Source organism: Rhizobium sp. BK251 (assembly GCF_004345245.1).
Lineage (GTDB): Bacteria > Pseudomonadota > Alphaproteobacteria > Rhizobiales > Rhizobiaceae > Rhizobium.
Genome location: NZ_SLUQ01000002.1, coordinates 340,981 through 360,226, shown reverse-complemented (window position 1 = coordinate 360,226; position 19,246 = coordinate 340,981). Strand labels below are relative to the sequence as shown.

At 62.0% G+C, this 19,246-nt stretch carries 21 protein-coding genes; 15 read left to right on the top strand and 6 right to left on the bottom strand.

Features of this window, described 5'->3' with window-relative positions; genetic code table 11:
* Window positions 1-40 precede the first annotated feature (40 nt).
* A complete protein-coding gene (locus EV286_RS05625; protein WP_132956036.1) occupies window positions 41-301 on the bottom strand; it encodes an accessory factor UbiK family protein in 261 nt (86 codons plus the stop codon).
* A gap of 191 nt (window positions 302-492) precedes the next feature.
* On the opposite strand from EV286_RS05625, the gene lgt reads away from it, so the two are divergent.
* The 7 genes from lgt (at window position 493) to EV286_RS05590 (ending at window position 7,163) form a co-directional block, all read left to right on the top strand.
* Entirely contained in the window at window positions 493-1,350 is an 858-nt protein-coding gene (lgt, locus tag EV286_RS05620; protein WP_132956035.1) for a prolipoprotein diacylglyceryl transferase, read from the top strand.
* Window positions 1,351-1,366: 16 nt separating this feature from the next.
* Entirely contained in the window at window positions 1,367-2,467 is a 1,101-nt protein-coding gene (locus tag EV286_RS05615; protein WP_132956320.1) for a class I SAM-dependent methyltransferase, read from the top strand.
* A 99-nt stretch (window positions 2,468-2,566) separates the two neighbouring features.
* On the top strand, window positions 2,567-3,361 hold the full coding sequence (gene pgeF / locus EV286_RS05610) for a peptidoglycan editing factor PgeF (RefSeq protein ID WP_132956034.1): 795 nt from the start codon (window positions 2,567-2,569) through the stop codon (window positions 3,359-3,361).
* A gap of 5 nt (window positions 3,362-3,366) precedes the next feature.
* Entirely contained in the window at window positions 3,367-4,518 is a 1,152-nt protein-coding gene (locus EV286_RS05605; RefSeq protein WP_132956033.1) for a Xaa-Pro peptidase family protein, read from the top strand.
* Between the two features lie 96 nt (window positions 4,519-4,614).
* Window positions 4,615-5,415 carry a hypothetical protein gene (locus EV286_RS05600; RefSeq protein WP_132956032.1) on the top strand — a complete coding sequence of 267 codons (801 nt, stop codon included), beginning with the start codon at window positions 4,615-4,617 and terminating at the stop codon, window positions 5,413-5,415.
* Window positions 5,416-5,520: 105 nt separating this feature from the next.
* Window positions 5,521-6,453, top strand: a complete 933-nt coding sequence (locus EV286_RS05595) for a ribose-phosphate pyrophosphokinase (RefSeq protein ID WP_132956031.1) — start codon at window positions 5,521-5,523, stop codon at window positions 6,451-6,453.
* Window positions 6,454-6,602: 149 nt separating this feature from the next.
* A complete protein-coding gene (locus EV286_RS05590) occupies window positions 6,603-7,163 on the top strand; it encodes a Kazal-type serine protease inhibitor domain-containing protein (RefSeq protein ID WP_245500636.1) in 561 nt (186 codons plus the stop codon).
* Window positions 7,164-7,223: 60 nt separating this feature from the next.
* On the opposite strand, the gene EV286_RS05585 is transcribed toward EV286_RS05590, so the two are convergent.
* The 3 genes from EV286_RS05585 to EV286_RS05575 all read right to left on the bottom strand — a co-directional run bounded on the left by EV286_RS05585 (window position 7,224) and on the right by EV286_RS05575 (window position 10,439).
* Window positions 7,224-7,571: a metalloregulator ArsR/SmtB family transcription factor gene (locus EV286_RS05585; protein ID WP_132956029.1), complete on the bottom strand. Its 348-nt coding sequence runs from the start codon at window positions 7,569-7,571 to the stop codon at window positions 7,224-7,226.
* Window positions 7,572-7,624: 53 nt separating this feature from the next.
* Window positions 7,625-8,122 (bottom strand): cupin domain-containing protein, encoded by a 498-nt coding sequence (locus tag EV286_RS05580; RefSeq protein ID WP_132956028.1) that lies wholly within the window; start codon window positions 8,120-8,122, stop codon window positions 7,625-7,627.
* 205 nt (window positions 8,123-8,327) lie between these two features.
* Window positions 8,328-10,439 carry a bifunctional diguanylate cyclase/phosphodiesterase gene (locus tag EV286_RS05575; protein WP_132956027.1) on the bottom strand — a complete coding sequence of 704 codons (2,112 nt, stop codon included), beginning with the start codon at window positions 10,437-10,439 and terminating at the stop codon, window positions 8,328-8,330.
* Between the two features lie 342 nt (window positions 10,440-10,781).
* On the opposite strand from EV286_RS05575, the gene EV286_RS05570 reads away from it, so the two are divergent.
* The 5 genes from EV286_RS05570 to EV286_RS05550 all read left to right on the top strand — a co-directional run bounded on the left by EV286_RS05570 (window position 10,782) and on the right by EV286_RS05550 (window position 16,020).
* Window positions 10,782-11,399, top strand: coding sequence for a 50S ribosomal protein L25/general stress protein Ctc (locus tag EV286_RS05570; RefSeq protein ID WP_132956026.1), 618 nt, complete (start codon window positions 10,782-10,784; stop codon window positions 11,397-11,399).
* 224 nt (window positions 11,400-11,623) lie between these two features.
* Window positions 11,624-13,999, top strand: coding sequence for an EAL domain-containing protein (locus EV286_RS05565; RefSeq protein WP_132956025.1), 2,376 nt, complete (start codon window positions 11,624-11,626; stop codon window positions 13,997-13,999).
* 19 nt (window positions 14,000-14,018) lie between these two features.
* Window positions 14,019-14,744, top strand: coding sequence for a transporter substrate-binding domain-containing protein (locus EV286_RS05560; RefSeq protein WP_245500635.1), 726 nt, complete (start codon window positions 14,019-14,021; stop codon window positions 14,742-14,744).
* A 96-nt stretch (window positions 14,745-14,840) separates the two neighbouring features.
* Window positions 14,841-15,554, top strand: a complete 714-nt coding sequence (gene pth, locus EV286_RS05555; protein WP_132956024.1) for an aminoacyl-tRNA hydrolase — start codon at window positions 14,841-14,843, stop codon at window positions 15,552-15,554.
* A 1-nt stretch (window position 15,555) separates the two neighbouring features.
* Entirely contained in the window at window positions 15,556-16,020 is a 465-nt protein-coding gene (locus tag EV286_RS05550) for a GNAT family N-acetyltransferase (RefSeq protein WP_132956023.1), read from the top strand.
* A 53-nt stretch (window positions 16,021-16,073) separates the two neighbouring features.
* On the opposite strand, the gene clpS is transcribed toward EV286_RS05550, so the two are convergent.
* On the bottom strand, window positions 16,074-16,385 hold the full coding sequence (clpS, locus tag EV286_RS05545) for an ATP-dependent Clp protease adapter ClpS (protein WP_132956022.1): 312 nt from the start codon (window positions 16,383-16,385) through the stop codon (window positions 16,074-16,076).
* Window positions 16,386-16,613: 228 nt separating this feature from the next.
* Here clpS and ychF point away from each other — a divergent pair, with 228 nt between their 5' ends.
* The 3 genes from ychF to EV286_RS05530 are packed head-to-tail and all read left to right on the top strand — an operon-like array spanning window position 16,614 to window position 18,672.
* Complete coding sequence (gene ychF, locus EV286_RS05540) at window positions 16,614-17,717, top strand: redox-regulated ATPase YchF (RefSeq protein ID WP_132956021.1); 1,104 nt, start codon at window positions 16,614-16,616, stop codon at window positions 17,715-17,717.
* 32 nt (window positions 17,718-17,749) lie between these two features.
* Window positions 17,750-18,208, top strand: coding sequence for a MaoC family dehydratase (locus tag EV286_RS05535; protein ID WP_245500613.1), 459 nt, complete (start codon window positions 17,750-17,752; stop codon window positions 18,206-18,208).
* On the top strand, window positions 18,205-18,672 hold the full coding sequence (locus tag EV286_RS05530; protein ID WP_132956019.1) for a MaoC family dehydratase: 468 nt from the start codon (window positions 18,205-18,207) through the stop codon (window positions 18,670-18,672). Before EV286_RS05535 ends, EV286_RS05530 begins: the two co-directional genes overlap by 4 nt.
* A gap of 7 nt (window positions 18,673-18,679) precedes the next feature.
* On the opposite strand, the gene EV286_RS05525 is transcribed toward EV286_RS05530, so the two are convergent.
* Window positions 18,680-19,222, bottom strand: coding sequence for an adenine phosphoribosyltransferase (locus EV286_RS05525; protein WP_132956018.1), 543 nt, complete (start codon window positions 19,220-19,222; stop codon window positions 18,680-18,682).
* Window positions 19,223-19,246: the final 24 nt, after the last annotated feature.

The window sequence follows — 19,246 nt, the reverse complement described above, 5'->3', positions numbered from 1 at the left end:
ATAACAGGAGGCGGCAGATCCGCCGCCTCCGTGGAAGAGATTATTTGCCCGCTGAGGAAAGCTTTGCTTCCAGCGCTTCAATTCTTGCGAGCAGCGCCTCGTTCTCGTCGCGCGCCTTGACGGCCATCTCGCGCACCGCCTCGAATTCCTCGCGCTTGACGATATCCATGCTGTTGAGCCAGCGCTCGGCCTGAGCATTGAAGGCGGTTTCGATCTCACGGCGCACGCCCTGCGCGGCGCCCGCGGCGTCCGTCATCAGCTTCGCGAATTCGTCCATGATTCGATTCGGTCCAGTCGACATGATGATTTTTCTCCCTTCGCGCCGTGGCCCGGGGCCATGTCCGGCATATACAGATGAGGTAGGGCTTCGGCTCCTCTGATGCAAGCGCTGCCGCGCATACTGCGCTTGCCTAAATCATGCTCGCCGCACAATCGACTTGACCGCTTTCTCGCGCAGAGCCATCTTCCGCGCACATCAACGGACGGAATAACTTGCAGACAGCCGCCAACCTTCTCGCCATACTTCCCTTCCCGGAGATAGATCCGGTTGCCTTCTCCATCGGCCCTGTTGCGGTCCACTGGTATGGCCTCGCCTATGTGGCGGGCATTCTTCTTGGCTGGCTCTATGCACGCCAACTGGTCGCGAACGACAGGCTTTGGATTGGCAACGCAGCGCCGATGACCAAGACACATCTTGACGACTTCATCGTCTGGGTGGCGCTCGGCATCGTTCTTGGCGGTCGTATCGGCTACATCCTGTTCTATGACCTGCCGTCCGTTCTTGAAAATCCTGTGCGGGCGATCGAGATATGGAATGGCGGCATGTCTTTCCATGGCGGGCTGATCGGCACGACGATCGCGATGATTCTCTTCGCCCGCCGCAACGCCATTCCGGTCTGGAGCCTCTTCGACATCGTGGCTGCGGTGGTGCCTTTCGGCCTCTTCTTCGGGCGCATCGCGAATTTCGTGAACGGTGAACTTTGGGGCCGCATCAGCGATGTGCCCTGGGCAATGGAATTTCCGACCGGCGGCCCCTTCACGCGCCATCCGAGCCAGCTTTACGAGGCGGGCCTCGAAGGAATTGCCCTTCTCCTTTTCCTGCGGTTGCTTACCCACCGCATGCTGGCACTGAAGACGCCCGGCTTCGTTGCGGGCGCCTTCATCTGCGGCTACGGGCTTTGCCGCATTCTCGTGGAGTTCTTCCGCGAGCCGGACGCGCAGATCGGCTACCTCGCCGGGACGAACTGGCTGACGATGGGCATGGTGCTTTCCTCGCCGATGCTCCTGCTCGGCATTTGGGCGATGATCCGCGCCCGCCGCGCGCAGCCCGTCTCGCACGGGCAGGTTTGAGAGTCGAGAGCCCATGATGACCACCGCTCTCGCAGAAAAGATGAAAGCGCTCATCCAGGCGAACGGTCCGATCAGCGTGACCGACTATTTCTCTCTCTGCCTGGCCGATCCCGAGCATGGGTACTACAAGACGCGCGATCCCTTCGGTCGCGCCGGCGACTTCGTGACCGCGCCGGAGATCAGCCAGCTTTTCGGCGAGATGATCGGCGTGTTCATGGTTCACGCCTGGCAGCGTCACGGCACGCCCGCCGAGGTTCGCCTCGTGGAGGTCGGTCCCGGCCGCGGCACGATGATGGCGGACATGCTGCGCGTCGTCGCACGTCTCGCACCGCCTCTTTATGAGGGGCTGAGCGTCCATCTCGTGGAGACGAGCCCCCGGCTCCAGGAAGTCCAGCGCCAGACGCTCTCCGAGCAGGACGGCAGGGTCGCCTGGCATTCGGATTTCGATGACGTCCCGGCCGGCTTCACGCTGCTTGCCGCCAACGAGCTTTTCGATGCGATACCGCTTCGCCAGTTCGTGCGAACTCCGACCGGTTTTCGCGAACGCATGATCGGCCTCGATGCGGAGGGAAGGCTCGCTTTTGCCGCCGGCATGGCGGGTATCGACCCTTCGCTTCTGCCCGCCCCGGTGCAGGATGTGCCCCCCGGCACGATCTTCGAGGCTGCGCCCGCCCGGGAAGCGGTGATGACGAAGATCTGCAACCGGCTGAACGACCATGGCGGCACCGCCCTGATCATCGACTACGGCCACATGGTCTCAGGGTTCGGCGACACGCTCCAGGCGGTCCGGATGCACGAATTCGATCCTCCCCTCAGCCATCCGGGCGAAGCCGACCTGACGAGCCATGTCGACTTCCAGGCTCTTGCCGAGACCGCGATTGCCGCGCGCATCCACGTCAACGGATGCGTCCACCAGGGCGATTTCCTGATCGGCCTTGGCTTGATGGAACGAGCCGGGGCACTTGGTCGCGATAAGACCGAATATGTGCGGCAAGGCATCCAGGCCGCCGTCGAGCGGCTCGCGGGCGCCGGCGAAGGCAAGATGGGCGAGCTTTTCAAGGTCCTTGCCGTTTCGGCGCCGGCCGTCGACCTCATGCCGTTCCGCGCGGTGGATTGACATGCCGCTGCCGGCTGAGCCAACATCGCACCCAATCGGGACGCGTCGCTCTGGCGACGTGTCGTAACATTCAACTTCACTGAAAATCGGACGCACGCCATGAAGAACGAAGCACTTCCAGCTCCGATCGAAAGCGTCCTGCTGAAGGAAGCGACCGGCGATCGCATTCGCCACGGCTACTTCACGCGCACGGGTGGTGTATCCGAAGGGCTCTATCGCGGCCTCAATGTGGGCCTCGGCTCCAATGACGAGAGAGAAAACGTGATCGAGAACCGTGCCCGCGTGGCGCGCTGGTTCGACTTGCCGCCTGAAAGGCTGGCGACCGTCCACCAGGTGCATTCGCCGGACGTGGTGACGGTCGATGCGCGCTATGACGGTTCGCGCCCCGAAGCGGATGCGATGGTCACCGCAACTCCTGGCATCGTGATCGGCGTCCTGAGTGCCGATTGCGGCCCCATCCTCTTTGCCGACCCTGAGCGAAGGATCGTTGGCGCAGCTCATGCCGGCTGGAAGGGAGCGCTGACGGGCGTCCTCGAAAACACGGTAGAAGCCATGGTCAATCTCGGGGCGGAGCGCGATGCGATCATCGCCTGCCTCGGCCCTTCGATCTCCCAGGCGAACTACGAGGTCGGCCCTGAGTTCATCGACCGTTTCCTGGCGAGTAACCCGCTTTACGAGGGTTACTTCGTCCCGTCGCCGAAGCCCGGCCACGCGATGTTCGACCTCCAGGGCCTCACGGTGCAACGCCTGCGGAATGCCGGCGTGCAGGCCGAGAGCCTCGATCTTTGCACCTACCCCGATACCGACCGTTTCTTTTCATATCGCCGCACCACCCATGCCGGGGAACCGGACTACGGGCGGCAGATTTCAGCAATTGCAATTGTGGAGGCCTGATCGACATGGCACTGCATTTCGAACCCGACGAATTCGCCAACCGCCTCCAGATGCTGACCGCGAAAATGGCCGAGGAGAAGCTTGATGCTCTCCTCCTGTTCGCGCAGGAGAGCATGTACTGGCTGACCGGCTACGACACCTTCGGCTACTGCTTCTTCCAGACCCTTGTCGTCAAGGCGGACGGGACCATGGCGCTGCTGACCCGCTCCGCAGACCTGCGCCAGGCCCGGCACACCTCTATCCTCGAGAACATCCACATCTGGGTCGACCGCGTGAACGCGGACCCGACCATGGACCTCAAGGATCTGCTCGACGAAATGGATCTGCTCGGCGCCCGCATCGGCGTGGAGTACGACACGCATGGCATGACCGGCCGCGTGGCACGCCTCCTCGACGCCCAGCTTTCGACCTTCGGACAGATGAGCGATGCGTCCTACCTCGTCAGCCGCCTGCGGCTGGTGAAGAGCCCGACGGAAGTCGCCTATGTCGAGCGCGCCGCAAGCCTTGCGGACGATGCATTCGATGCGGCGCTTGCGCTGACGGGTCCCGGAGCCAGCGAGGCCGATATCCTTGCCGCGATGCAGGGCGCAGTCTTCTCTGGCGGCGGCGACTACCCGGCCAACGAATTCATCATCGGTTCCGGCGCCGACGCCTTGCTGTGCCGCTACAAGGCCGGACGCCGCAAGCTCGAGGCCACCGACCAGCTGACGCTCGAATGGGCCGGCGCTTACGCGCACTACCACGCAGGGATGATGCGCACGATCGTTGTCGGCGAACCGACGCATCGCCACCGCGAACTCTACAGTGCCGCCCGCGAGACAATCCAGGCGATCGAAACGGTCTTGCGGCCGGGGCACACTTTCGGCGACGTCTTCGACATGCATGCCAAGATCATGGACGAACGCGGCCTTGCCCGCCATCGCCTGAACGCATGCGGCTATTCGCTCGGCGCGCGGTTCTCGCCTTCCTGGATGGAGCACCAGATGTTCCATGTCGGCAATCCGCAGGAGATCGAGGCGAACATGTCGCTCTTCGTGCACATGATCATCATGGATTCCGACACCGGCACCGCCATGACGCTCGGCCAGACCTATCTGACGACGACCGATGCGCCGCGCGCCCTTTCGCGCCACTCGCTCGATTTCGTTAACAAATAACCGTCGCAGCCGCCGTCATAATCTGGAATTGACACAGGCACGGGCCCGAAACCATACTCCCCCCGGAGCGGCGGAGAATGAGAGGGTAGTCGCGGCATGGCGAAATCCGGAAAAACGGCGACAGTGCTTGGGCTTCTGGTGCTTCTTTCCGGCTGCAACACGACCGATGCCCTGGTGCCGCGCGTCGATATCGGCAGCAGCACGACGGGTTTCAGCTCCTCTCCCGTAACGCAAAGCCAGACGGCGCAGATGGCGGGTGCCCCGCAACAGCAACCCTTTGCGTCGCCGCCCCAGGCCGGCGGTTATCATCCCGCCTACGGTCAGGGCGCGGTTCCGGCTCAGCCGACCTACCAGGCAGGCACCGGGGCACCACCCACATCGCTCCAGGAACAGGCAGACCGGCTTTCCGGCGCCACGTCCGCACCTTCCGCTACCGCATCGGTCGAGGCGGAGACGCTACCCCCTGCCACCGGTAATGAACCCGCAGCACCGGCTGAGAACCAGCAAGCTGCCCTGACACCGTCCTCGGGGGGCGACAGCATCCGCTTCCTGCCTATCATCGGCGCGCCGGTACAGGCGGTCACCCCGCTGTCGCGACAGCTCGGTGCCGAGGCACGCTCGCACGGGCTGACGATCAGGAGCGCCGGCGACGCGAGCAGCAGCTATATCCTCAAGGGCTATCTCTCCGCCTTCAGCGATGGCCCCTCCGTCACCGTGGTCTATGTCTGGGACGTCCTCGACAACAGCGGCTCGCGACTGCACCGCATCCAGGGACAGGAGAACGTGCCTTCGTCTGCGGCCGATCCCTGGGCAGCGGTGCCTGCGTCCGTCATGCAGCAGATCGCATCGAAAACGATCGACGAGTTCTCGTCCTGGCGCCAGCAGCGCGGCGGTTAGCCACAATCTTTTCAGAAATATAAAAGCATATGACGCCTTGGCCCTTGCATTCAGAAGCAAGCTGGCTAAAAAGCGCGGCTATCAGGCGGTTATAGGCGGACCAACATGAAGGTTTTCGCAGGCAATTCGAACCGGCACCTTGCCGAAGCGATCTGCAGCTATCTCAATGTTCCCTTGGGCAAGGCCAGTGTCCGGAGATTTGCGGACCAGGAAATCTTCGTAGAAATACAGGAAAACGTGCGAGGCGAGGATGTCTTCGTCGTCCAGTCCACGTCCTTTCCGGCAAATGACCATTTGATGGAACTGCTGATCATGATCGACGCAATGCGTCGCTCTTCAGCACGCCGCATCACAGCTGTTCTTCCCTATTTCGGCTACGCCCGCCAGGACAGAAAACCCGGTCCGCGCACGCCGATCTCGGCCAAGCTCGTCGCAAACCTCATTACCGAGGCCGGTGCGGATCGCGTGCTGACGCTGGACCTGCATGCCGGCCAGATCCAGGGTTTCTTCGACATCCCGACGGACAATCTCTATGCCGTGCCGATCCTGACACGCGACATCAAGGCGAATTACGACCTTAGCAACGTCATGGTCGTCTCTCCTGACGTCGGCGGCGTCGTGCGCGCCCGTTCACTGGCCAAGCGGCTGGACTGTCTCCTGGCGATCGTCGACAAGCGCCGGGACCGTCCCGGCGAATCCGAAGTCATGAACGTGATCGGCGACGTGACCGGCAAGGACTGCATCCTGATCGACGACATCGTCGATTCCGGCGGCACGCTCGTCAATGCTGCGGAAGCGCTCCTGAAGCATGGCGCAACCAGCGTGACGGCCTACATCACCCATGGCGTTCTCTCGGGCGGCGCGGTAACACGCGTAACCTCGTCGAAGCTGCGCGAGCTCGTCATCACCGACTCGATCCAGCCGACCACCGGCGTGCAGTCGGCCCACAATATCCGCGTCATCACCACCGCCAACCTGATCGGCGAAGCCATCAACCGCACGAGCCAGGAAGAGTCCGTCTCCAGCCTGTTCGACTGAGACGCACCGGCGGTGCGGTCTATTGGGCTTGGATCACGGAAGCGAATGCGAGGCTTCATGTCGCACCCGACTTCGGCTAGGTTTTCGCGACCGCAACGGCTTGGAGGAGCATACGCGTGGTCAGGACAGATGAAAGCAGATCGCGGAAATTGCTGATCGTTGCGCGAATCGCGGCCGCCCTGCTGTTCCCCATTCTGTCCGCATGCACCGTTGAGACGGGTCCCGTCTACTCGCCCCCACCGTCAAACCCGCGGCCACCGCAGATATGCACGATGGAATATGCCCCGGTTTGCGGCGAGCGGGGCGGCCGCAGCCAGACCTTCCCGAACGCGTGCCAGGCTCGCGCCAGCGGTTTCATGATTGTTGGCCGCGGCGAGTGCCGGCCCACGCGGCCGCCTCCACCGCCACCCTCCCCCGGTCCGCAGATATGTACGCGGGAATACGTTCCGGTCTGTGGCGAGCGCGCCGGACGTACCCGAACCTTCCCGAACGCCTGCGAAGCTCGCAGGGACGGTTTCCGGGTCGTTGCTCAGGGCGAATGCCGCGCCGCACCTCCCCCGCCGCCCCCATCACCCGGCCCGCAGATGTGCACCATGGAATATGCACCTGTCTGCGGCGAGCGAGGCGGTCGAGTGCAGACCTTCCCGAACGCTTGCGAGGCACGGAACGGCGGCTTCCGCATCGTTGCTCAGGGCGAATGCCGGCGCTGACAGGGCAAGCCGACGCATGGGCGACGCCTCAAGCGCCGTTCAGCGTTGCCTTCATGACGGTCATTCCCCCTCGGGCCGCGTACCCCCGGCGCGCCGGATTTCGTCCGGCACGTCGAGCCGCATGTTCCAGAACTTCTCGTAGTGGCGCATCCACTCGACGCCGGCATGCATCGGCCTCACGTCGAGCCTGCAGATGTGAGTTCTCCCGCGCACCTCACGCTGAACGAGGCCCGCCCCTTCGAGCACCTTGATATGCTTGGACGCCGCTGCCAGCGATATGTCGAACGGCTCGGCAAGCTCCCCCACCTTCTGCTCGCCTTCCGCGAGGCGTCGCAACATTGCCCGCCGGGTGGGATCCGACAGGGCATGAAAGACCGCATCAAGCATTGGATCGCCATACTCAACCATAGTGTTGAATATAACGATCCGCCGCCTGTCGGCCAACCGAGCGGTTGATTATTTTACTGCCGGGGAGAAAGGAACGAGAAGATGTCGTCACGCATCGGCGGGCCGGTGATGACGGTGCCGAAGGTCTCTGTGAGTGCGGCCAACTCGTCCTGTGATGCTCCCGCCATGATGGCACGGAACATGTCCTCGACGTGTCCGGGCGAGAAGATGATCAACATGCGGACGGGCGCATCCGAGATATTGCACCAGGCATGTGAGACGCCCTTGCGGACGGTGACGGTCGAACCGGCAGGCGCATCCAGCTTCACGTCCCCCTTGGCGAAGTGAAGCGTACCCTCCAGGATGACGAAGTGCTCGTCCTCGTTCGTGTGGATATGGACAGGCACGCCATTGAGCGGCTGCGCGACCACCTCCAGCATCGTATACGCTCCATTCGTGTCCGCAGCGGATGTGCGTATCTTGCCGATCTCGCCCGGAGTGATCACGTACCAACCGTCCTCTCCAAGTTGACGGTCTATCTGAGCTGTTTGCGAAGAGTTCACTATTGCCATGTCGGAATGACTCCCTTTGGTGAACAACGCAAAGGCGGTGCCGAGAATCAGTCCCTGAGCCCCCCGAGCGCACCCTTGAGGCTAGGGAGCCCCGGTTTCGGGCGCGTGGCATTTCGACATTGAAAGGCTACGTTCGTAACCCGAAATGAGGCAGCATCTCCGGGGAAGACTTCAGCGATTCCGCAAGCGGAAGGGTTTGCGACGCTCAGGCAGCCCTATCAGCGCCATCTGCCGGCTCGGTCGCCTCGGCGGCGACAGGCACCTTCGCTTCATCCACCATGGCAAGCGGGGCAACCATCTGGTTGACGATGTCCTCGATTTCCTTGCGCGGCGCCGGCCTGCCGAAAAGGAAGCCCTGCACCTGCAAGCAACCTTCCTTGCGCAGGAACTCGATATGGTCCTCGTTCTCCACACCCTCGGCAAGGACGGGGATATCAAGGCTTGCGGCGAGGATCAGGGTCGAGCGCACGATCGCTGCCGACTGCTTGTTGGTAACAACGCCATCGACGAATGCACGATCGATCTTGATCTTGTCGAAAGGAAAGGTCTGCAGCGTCGAGAGAGAGGAATAGCCGGTGCCGTAGTCGTCCATCGCGATCCGGACGCCAAGCGCCTTCAGCCGGCGGATGATGTGCAGGGCGTGCTGGTGGTCGGCGATGATGCCGGACTCAGTGATCTCGAGTTCCAGACGCGCCGCGGAAAGGCCTGTTTCGAGGAGCACCTGATGCACGACCTCAGGTAGACGGTTATCGGCCAGCTGCTGCGGCGCGACGTTCACCGCAATGCGCAGTGGGTTCCTCCACATCGCCGCCTCGGCACAGGCCGTTCGCAGTACCCATTCGCCGAGTTCGAGGATGAAGCCGGTCTTTTCCGCGATCGGGATGAAATCTGAGGGCGGGATCATGCCACGCGTCGGATGTTGCCAGCGCAGCAACGCCTCGAAGCCGATCACGGCGCGAGTGGCCGTATCGTTCTGCTGCTGGTAGAACAGCTCGAACTCACCATTGCGGATTCCCTCGCGCATCTCGATCGCAAGCGCGCTTCGTTCACGGGCTGCCTCGTCCATCGATGGATCGTAGAAGCAGATCGTGTTCGTCGCCGTCGACTTGGCGCGGTACATCGCGACATCGGCCTGCGAGAGGAGGTCGTCCATGTTCCGTGCATAACCGGGGGACGTAGAAATGCCGATGCTGGAGCCGACGGCAAGTGAATGGCCCTGCCAGTCGACGGGCTTGGTGATTTCCTCCAGAACCCGCTGCGCGAGTTCCCGCGCGTCGGACTGCATGAAATAGTCGTACATAACCGCGACGAATTCGTCGCCGCCGACGCGGGCTACGAACTGCCCTTCCCCCATGATCCCACTGAGGCGCTCGGCAATCGTCCGCAACACAACGTCACCAGCGGAATGGCCGTGCACGTCGTTTATCTCCTTGAAGCGATCAAGATCGAAGGAAAGCACCGCCAGGCGCGCCACCATGCCCTGCTGCCGGTTCATCAGCGACGCGAGGTGCTCGTTGAAGGCGGCGCGATTTGGCAAATTGGTCAGTGGGTCATGAAGCGAGAGATGGCGGTAGCGCTCGACCGCCGCCTGCGTGGACTGGATATCGATGACGTAGGTGGAGGCGCCGAGCGCCAGAATGACGGCCATGACCGCGGAGACCAGTCCCGTCATGACGCCATCGGAAATGATGTCAGGCGAAACGACGGCCGTTGGCTCAGCGAGGACCGTGAGCGCGGACATTCCGGTAAAATGGGTCAAGACGATAGCAAGGATCAGTGCGAGCGCCGCCTCGTATTTTCGGAACCGCGTCCTGGAACGCACCGCGCGATTGGTCGCGGCTGCGCCCAGGATAGCGGCGAGGACCAGCGAGACGGCGACATAGGACCTGCTCCACTCCAGCGTTCCCTCGAGCTGGTACGCAGCCATGCCCGTATAATGCATAGCGGCGATGCCGAGCCCGAGGATCACACCGCCGGCCTCGACCATGGTCCCCTTCCGACCCATGGCCGCTATGATGAAACCGGTCATCGTCGAACCGATGCCGAGGACTAGCGAGGCGAGCGTGAGCAGCACATCATAGCCATCGCTCACCGGCGTTCGATATCCGAGGATCGAGACGAAATGTGTCGTCCAGATCGTGGCCCCTCCGATGAACCCGCAGAGGAACAGCCAGTTGACCCTCTGCAGTCCCTGTGCCCGCCTGGCGCGCGAGAACAGGCGCATCGCGAGCAGCGAACCAAGCACACATATGATGGTCGCGAAGACCAGGTGCATGGGGCTGTGCTGGACTGTGATGCAGGAGAGGACTTTCAACATTGGCTCACCCGGAAGATTGACGCGCCTCCTCTCTATTCGGCCGAACCTTAGTATTGATTGAACTGGGATGGGCTTCGTGTTTGATAGTTAAGGCTTCGAAACGGTTCGCAACCGGGAAGTCGCAGCAGCGCCGGCACGGCCCGGCATGATTGTCCCGGCTGCCGATTTCATGCCGTTTCTTCGAAACTTGCCATCCTGCTTCATTTATATTATAGGCCACGCGTCCGCGCAGACACCCTTGGAGGCAACGCGGATGAGGTTGGGCTTCGCCCGCCTCCGGTTCGACGGCACAAGGCTTTCAGCCGCCGCCGGGCTCTCCAAATAACCTCGAAAGGAATAGCCATGAGCCACGAAACTTACGAGCTCAAGGCCGAGGCGCGCGAACGGGTTGGTAAGGGGTCCTCCCGTGAACTTCGCCGCAACGGTTTGATTCCTGCTGTCATCTACGGTGACAAGCAGTCCCCCGTTTCTATTGTGCTGAACACCAATGAGGTGACGAAGCGCATCCACGCTGGTGGCTTCATGACCACCATTGCAACGATCGACGTGGACGGCAAGAAGATCAAGGTCCTGCCGAAGGACTATCAGCTTGATCCGGTCCGCGACTTCACGATGCATGTGGATTTCCTGCGCGTGTCGGGCAATACCCAGGTAACCGTGGAAATCCCGGTTCACTTCGTCAATGAAGGCAAGTCCCCGGGCCTCAAGTCCGGCGGCGTCCTGAACATCGTCCGTCACGAAGTGGAAGTCCACTGCCCGGCCGATGCGATCCCGGAAGCGATCACTGTCGATCTGAACGGCCTGAAGGTCGGCGACAGCGTCCACATCTCCGCAGTCACCCTGCCGAAGAACGTCACGCCGGTCATCGCCGATCGTGACTTCACGATCGCCACGATCGTTGCTCCGGCCGGCGGTGTCTCCGAAACGGAAGCTGAAGCCGAAGGAACGCCGGAAGCATAAGCTTTCCCGCGATCTTCGAACGATCAACCCGTCTCTCGCAAGGGAGGCGGGTTTTTCTTTGTCCGCGTGCCGGCCGCCGAATACCAGCATTTGCGGAGCGAACTCGTCCCTCGCGCTTCAGCAACCATTAATAGATTCATGAAAGCATATACGTGGTTGTTCAGACGGAACCTGCCCGACAAGACGGCAGGTCTGTGCACTGACGCGGGAGAAAAGACGGAACAATGAACCATTCCGTTGAGAACAGGTTTTTTGCAATAGTATGCGGGGCGCTGCTGATCTTCGTGGCGCCGCTGTTCGTGCTTTTCCTCTTCCTCTCGTCCGAGCGCGCAGACAAGGAAATCCGCGACCACATATCGGTTCTTCTGGCCGCCAACGCCCAGGCGCTCGCCAAGCCGATCTGGGATCTCGACGAGGAGAGCATCACCCAGATCAGCGCCACGATCGTGTCCGAGGGGGCGATCGTCAAGGTGAACGTCCGCGACCTGTCGGGCAAGCTGGACATCACGCAGTCGACCATCCCGCGATCCTTCCAGGGCGCGCTAGAGACGGTTTCGCGGTCGATCGTCTACAATACGATCGACGGCCGCAAGAACCTGGGAACCATCGCTGTCTCCTATCCCGCGATCGGCCTCTTTTCGGGCCTCAAGCAGGAGGAGATCGTCTTTGTCTCGATCTTCATTTTTGCGGTCCTCACCGTCTTTGCGACGTCGCTCATCGGCAACCGCATCTTCGTCATCCAGCCGCTGATGCGACTTACCGCCGCCATCGAGGGTACGCGGTGGCTCGGCTCCCGCCACCATGTAGACTGGAAGTCGAACGACGAGATGGGCAGGCTGGCGCAGAGCTTCAACGAGATGCAGATCAAGCTGGAGCGCGAGGAACGGGAACTGAAGATCGCGCACCGGCGAACGACAGACATATACAACCTGACCCCGGCAATGCTCTTCTCGCTCGACGAAGACGATCGGATCACGGCCGTCAGCGATTATTGGCTCGTGGCGACAGGCTACGACCGGGCGCAGGTCATCGGCCGCCCCTTCGCGAATCTCGTGCTCGCTGAATCAAGGGCCAAGTTCATCCGCCGCAAGGAGCGCGTCGAAGAAAGCGGAGCGGCACTCGACGTCACCGTGAAGTTCGTGTGCCGCAATGGCGAGGTGATGGACGTGCTGATCCTGGAGTCGCGCGCGCCGTCCGCCAATGGTGCGGATCTTGCGCTATCCGTCATGACCGACGTGACCGAGCTCAAGCAGTCCGAGGCCCGCAACCTTCGCCAGGCCATCACTGACCACCTGACGGGGCTGCTCAACCGGCAGGGCTTCGAAACCGCGCTCGACGCCAAGATCGGCGAGGCCGACCACGACGCGCGCGAACTCGCCTGCCTCTTCATCGACCTCGATCGTTTCAAGTGGATCAACGACAACATGGGCCACGCAGCCGGCGATGCGGCGCTGCGCGAACTGGTCGAACGGTTGCAGACGAGCCTTGAGGACGGCGATATCGCGGCCCGCCTCGGTGGCGACGAGTTTGCCGTGCTGCTTCCCGCCGACGATGCGGAGAGGCGCGCCTACCAGATGTGCGAGAAGATCGCGGCCATCTTCGCGACACCCTTTGGCGGCGAGGCACGGCTCAGCGCCAGTATCGGCATTGCGATCTATCCACGCCAAGCGCGCAATGCAGCCGAGCTGCTGCAGAAGTCAGACATGGCCATGTATGCGAGGAAGCGCGACGGCAAGAACGGCGCGCAGATATTCGACAGTTCCATACTCGACGAGACCCGCCGCCGCGCCGAGATCGAAAGCTTCATCGAGACGGGTCTCGCGGAGGACTGGTTCGAGGCCCATCTGCAACCGATTGTCAATCTGGACGATCGCTCGATCCGCGGCTTCGAGGCGCTGATGCGCCTGCAGCACCCGGAAAAAGGCGTCCTGCCGCCGGCCCAGATCGTGAACGTGGCGGAGGAAACCGGCTCGATCGTCGGCATCGGCAACGTCATCATGGACAAGGCAATCGGTCATCTCGCGCGCATATCGGAACTGCCGGGAATGAAGGATGCCTATCTGGCGATCAACTTCTCGCCCCTCCAGTTCGAGATGGGGCTGCCCACCCGCCTGGCGAGCCTTCTCGGGCGTCATGACATTCGCCCGAACCGCATTGTCGTCGAGATCACCGAAGCGGTACTGATGAACGACAATCCGCAAATCCGCACGATCATCAACGAGATATGCGGTTTCGGATGCCGCATTGCGCTTGACGACTTCGGCACAGGCTTCTCCTCGCTCAGCTACCTGAACCGTTTCCCCGTCGACATCATCAAGATCGACCAGTCCTTCACCCGCGCGATCGACGACAGCTCGCCCGAGGTTCGCCGCAAGAGCAGGATGCTCGTCGAGGGCATCACGACGCTCTCCCACAAGATGAACTGCACCGTCATTGCCGAAGGCATCGAGACCGAGGAGGAGTGCCTTGTGCTCCGCCAGATGGGCCTCGACTGCGGCCAGGGCTACCTGTTCCACAGGCCGCAGGCGGCCACTGCACTCATCGAGACGCTGACCCGTGGCGGACCTCTGCCCGCCTGGCCCTCGGCCCGTGCCTCATAAAAGGGAGCAAACCTTGCAGGTGAACGTGACCGGGAAGCTTCTGTTCATTGCCCTGCTGGGTTTCTCCACATTTGCCCGGGCGGAGACCATCGCCTTCACCTCCGAGGAATATGCGCCTTTCAACTACCGCGACGGCCGCCAGCCGCGCGGCACGAGCGTCGAGCAGGTACAGGCGCTGATGGCGGACGCCGGAATCGACTACACGATCGAGTTCATGCCGTGGGCGCGCGCGATCGACCGCGCGCAAACCACGCCCATGACCTGCATCTTCACAACGGCACGCAATCCCGAGCGCGAGAACCGTTTTAAATGGGTCGAGCCCCTGCTCGTCGATCGAAACATCCTGGTCGCCAAAAAAGGTTCGGGCGTCTCCGCCCGAAACCTGGAGGAGGCAAAGCGATATGTCGTCGGCACGCAGCGTGGGGACTACACTGAGACGATGCTGAGAGAAAACGGCTTCTCCCGGCTCGACGTTGCCAGCGATTTCAAACTGACGTTGAAAAAGCTCATGAACGACCGGATAGACCTGATGCCGATCTCGGAGATGTATTACGAGAAGATGCGCAAGGATGGCATCGCAGTGGAGTACGTGGCCGTGCTTTCCGAGCAGCGGCTCGGCATCGCCTGCAACAGGGATTTCCCCGACAGCCTGATCACGAGAATGCAGGGTTCGCTCGACGCATTGATCGCGCGCGGAGAGCAGCAGAAGATCTACCACAAATATGGCCTTCAGCCGGCAAGGTGAGGCAGGCTTGCTCGTCCATGCGTCGCTTTTCAGCTTGACTTTGAAGGCAATTCGCGGTCGTGAAACGGGTGGTCTCTCCCAAGGGCTGGAAAACTCATGCTCATCATTGCAGGTCTCGGCAATCCCGGCGCCAAATATGCCGGAAACCGGCACAACGTAGGCTTCATGGCCGTCGACGCGATCCAGCGCCGCCACAACTTCTCCCCCTGGTCGCGGAAGTTCAAGGCCGAGATATCCGAAGGCGAACTGGATGGCGTGAAGGTGCTGCTCATCAAGCCCCAGACCTTCATGAACCTTTCAGGCGAGTCCGTCGGCGAGGCGATGCGTTTCTACAAGCTGCAGCCGGCCGATCTTGTCGCAATCTATGACGAACTCGACCTGCCGGCCGGAAAGGCGCGGCTGAAGACCGGCGGCGGCCATGGCGGCCACAACGGCATCAAGTCGCTCGACGCTCATTGCGGCAGGGAGTACCGGCGCCTTCGTCTGGGCATCGGTCACCCGGGTGTGAAGGAACTGGTGCAGAACCATGTTCTCGGCGACTTCGCAAAGGCTGACCGCTCCTGGCTGGAACCGCTCCTGGATGCGCTCGCCGACAATGCCGGCATGCTGGTGCGCAACGAGGATTCGCAACTCATGAACAAGCTGGCGCTTGCTCTTGGAGGCAAGGGCGAGGAAGCCGAGCGGCCCGAGAAGAAGCCTGCCGGGCAGTCCCATATCCGCCAGGCACGCGGCCACAATGCGCCGAAGCTGCCGACGACCGGCCCGATGGCCGAGATGCTGAAGAAGATGTTCGGTAACAAGGGCGACTAACATGGAAGCCGCGGCAGATTTCGCCATCCGTCCGGCCTGCATTGAGGACCTTCCTGGCTTCCTTGCGCTGTTCCGGCATTTGATCCCGGACGACGACGTGCTGCCGGAGGCAGTCGCCCGCGAGCGATTCCTCGCGGTGCTTCAGCATCCCGGCCTGACCGTCTTCGGCGCGTTCGTTGATGGGCGACCGGTTTCCTCGGTCACGCTGATCGTGGTGCCCAATCTTCTGCGCGGCGGCGCTTCCTATGCCATGATAGAAAACGTCGTTACCCATGCAGACCACCGCAAGCGCGGCTATGGGCGTGCCCTGCTGCGGCGTGCGACGGAAACCGCCTGGTCCGCGGGCTGCTACAAGGTCATGGTGATGGTCGGCTCGAAGGATCCCGCAACGCTGCGGTTCTACGAGGAGAGCGGCTTTGCGAAGCTCAAGACAGGCTTCGAGGCCAGGCGCATTCCGCCGCGCTGATTGCCGCGCGTGACGGACGCGCCGACACGGCGATCGAGGCAAGGCAAGTGCCCCTACTCCTCGGGCTCTGCCGTAAACATCAGCGGATAACCCGCCTCCTTGCCGAAATCCATCGCCTCCTTGGCTTTGGTCTCGGCAATGTCCTTGGTGCAGACGACCACGACGCAGGAGCCGAGCTTGTGCGCCGTCATCATGACGCGATATCCCGCCTCCTCGCTCATGCGGAAGACGGCCTTCAGCACCACGATCACAAACTCGCGCGGCGTAAAGTCGTCGTTAAAAAGGATGACCTTGTAGAGCTTCGGCTTGTCGAGCTTCGGCTTCGTTTTGGTCTTCGGCTTTAGGGCAACATCGTTGTCACTCATCGGATTCTTATCCCGTGATGACATGGAAAGAACGGGAGGAAATCCCGTAGGTACTATATTGCACTGCACGCGGCGCAGTTCAACAACCGAGTGCGGTTCATTCGAAAAGAGGCCGGAAGCCCTGTCGTTTGGGCAAGAAAGGCACCCGCGTCGTCGCGGACCCTTGACCCGCAGCGGCCATTCCCCCATAGGCAGGGGCAAAAGTTTTCACGGATATGGACATCAGCCATGGGCTTCAAATGCGGTATCGTCGGCCTGCCGAATGTAGGCAAGTCGACCCTCTTCAACGCTCTCACCAAGACGGCCGCCGCGCAGGCGGCAAACTACCCGTTCTGCACTATCGAGCCAAACACCGGTGAAGTGGCTGTCCCCGACCCGCGCATGAAGAAGCTCGCGGACATCGCCAAGTCCAAGGAAATCATTCCGACGAGGATCTCCTTCGTCGATATCGCCGGCCTCGTGCGTGGCGCTTCCAAGGGCGAAGGTCTGGGCAACCAGTTCCTCGCCAACATCCGCGAGGTCGATGCCATCGTGCACGTGCTGCGCTGTTTCGAGGATAGCGACATCACCCATGTCGAGGGCCGCATCGATCCCGTTGCCGATGCCGAGACGATCGAGACCGAGCTGATGCTCGCCGACCTGGAAAGCCTGGAACGCCGCACCGAACAGACCCGCAAGCGCGCCACCGGCAAGGACAAGGATTCCATGGCGGCCCTGCCGATCATGGAATCTTCGCTGAAGCTGCTCAACGAAGGCAAGCCGGTGCGCACGATGCGCGCCTCGCTCGATGCGGAGGAACTGCGTATCCTCAACAGCCTCAACCTGCTGACATCGCATCCGGTCCTCTATGTCTGCAACGTCGCGGAAGCCGACGCGGCGACCGGCAATGAATACACGAAGGCCGTCGAGGAGATGGCCAAGGCACAGGGCGCGGAAACCGTCGTCATCTCGGCGGCGATCGAATCCGAGGTCGCCCAGTTGCCGGACGACGAGGCCAAGGAATTCCTCTCCGCCCTCGGCCTTGATGAGGCAGGCCTCGACCGGCTGATCCGCGCCGGCTACAAGCTCCTCCATCTCATCACCTATTTTACGGTCGGCCCCAAGGAGACGCGTGCCTGGACGATCGAACGGGGCACGAAGGCGCCGCAGGCGGCCGGCGTCATCCATTCGGATTTCGAACGCGGTTTCATCCGCGCGAACACGATCGCCTATGACGACTACATCCAGTTCGGCGGCGAAGTCGGTGCCAAGGAAGCCGGCAAGGCGCGCGACGAAGGCAAGGAATATATCGTGCAGGACGGCGACGTCATCCATTTCCGCTTCAACACCTGATGACGACGCGGACCAGCCCCATGGATGACGGGATGCTTACCTATGAGGATTACCCGCCGGGCCGGCAGTTTTCGCTCGGGCCCAAGCTGGTACGTGCCGAGGAGATCATTGAGTTCGCCCGCGAATTCGACCCTCAGCCGATGCATCTCGACGAGGAAGCTGGACGCGAGAGCATCCTTGGCGGCCTTGCTGCATCGGGCTGGCATACCTGCGCCATGCTGATGCGCATGATGACCGACAGCCATTTGCTCGCTTCCCATGCTCAGGGAGCACCCGGCATCGACTTCATGGAGTGGCGAAAGCCGGTCCTTGCCGGCGACACTCTTTCTGGCAATTCCACGGTGCTGGAAGCGCGCGCGATGCGCTCGCGGCCGGGGCTCGGCATCGTCAAGATGCGCCATGAACTGAAGAACCAGAATGGCGACCTCGTCTGCTTTGGCGAGAATTCCGTCATGCTCCAGATGCGCTCCGGACCGGAGATCGCCGCATGAGGATGATCGACCGATACGCAATCGGTGAACGCACCGAGACCGGCACCTATCATTTCACCAGGGAAAACATCCTGCGCTTCGCCACCCGCTTCGATCCGCAGCGTTTCCACGTGGACGAGGAGGAAGCCAGACACTCGCTCTTCGGCGGTCTTTGCGCTTCCGGCTGGCATACAAGCGCCGCCTGGATGCGGACCTTCCTCGACTACTGGGCGCGGGAAACGGCCCGAATCGAGGCGACCGGAGCCAGCGCGCCGAAGCTCGGACCATCCGGAGGGTTCAGGCAGTTGCAGTGGCTGCGGCCGGTCTATGTCGACGACCGCATCACCTATTCCGTGACGATCCTGGCCAGCCGACCGCTTGCCTCGCGGCCCGGGCGGATCATGAACACAATCCTCTGCGAAGGCGCCAACCAGGACGGCACCACGGTCATACGCTTCGAAAGCGACGTGCTGGAATTCGAATAGCAGCGGCTCAGTGGCCGCTGAATTCCACGAGCGTGTGAACGTCGACGCCCAGCGCCTCGAGCTTCTTGCGCCCGCCGAGATCCGGCAGGTCGATGACGAAGCAGGCCGACACGACTTCGGCCCCGATCTGACGCAGCAACTTCACTGCACCAACGGCCGTGCCGCCCGTCGCGATCAGGTCGTCGACGAGGATGACCTTCTCGCCGGGATGCACCGCATCTCGGTGCATCTCCATTTCATCGACGCCATATTCGAGACTGTAGGCAATTCGCACGGTCTCATGCGGCAGCTTCCCCTTCTTGCGGATCGGCACGAAGCCGGAGGAAAGCTGGTGCGCCACGGCGCCGCCGAGGATGAAGCCCCTCGCCTCCATGCCCGCGATCTTGTCGATCTTCGTCCCTGCATAGGGTTGCACGAGTTCGTCGACAGCGCGCCGAAATGCCCTCGGATTGCCGAGCAAGGTCGTGATGTCGCGGAAGATGATGCCTGGCTTCGGATAGTCCGGGATGGAGCGGATGCTGGCCGCAAGCTCCGATCTGATATTGGCCATTGAAGTCCAAATTCCTGTAAGGCG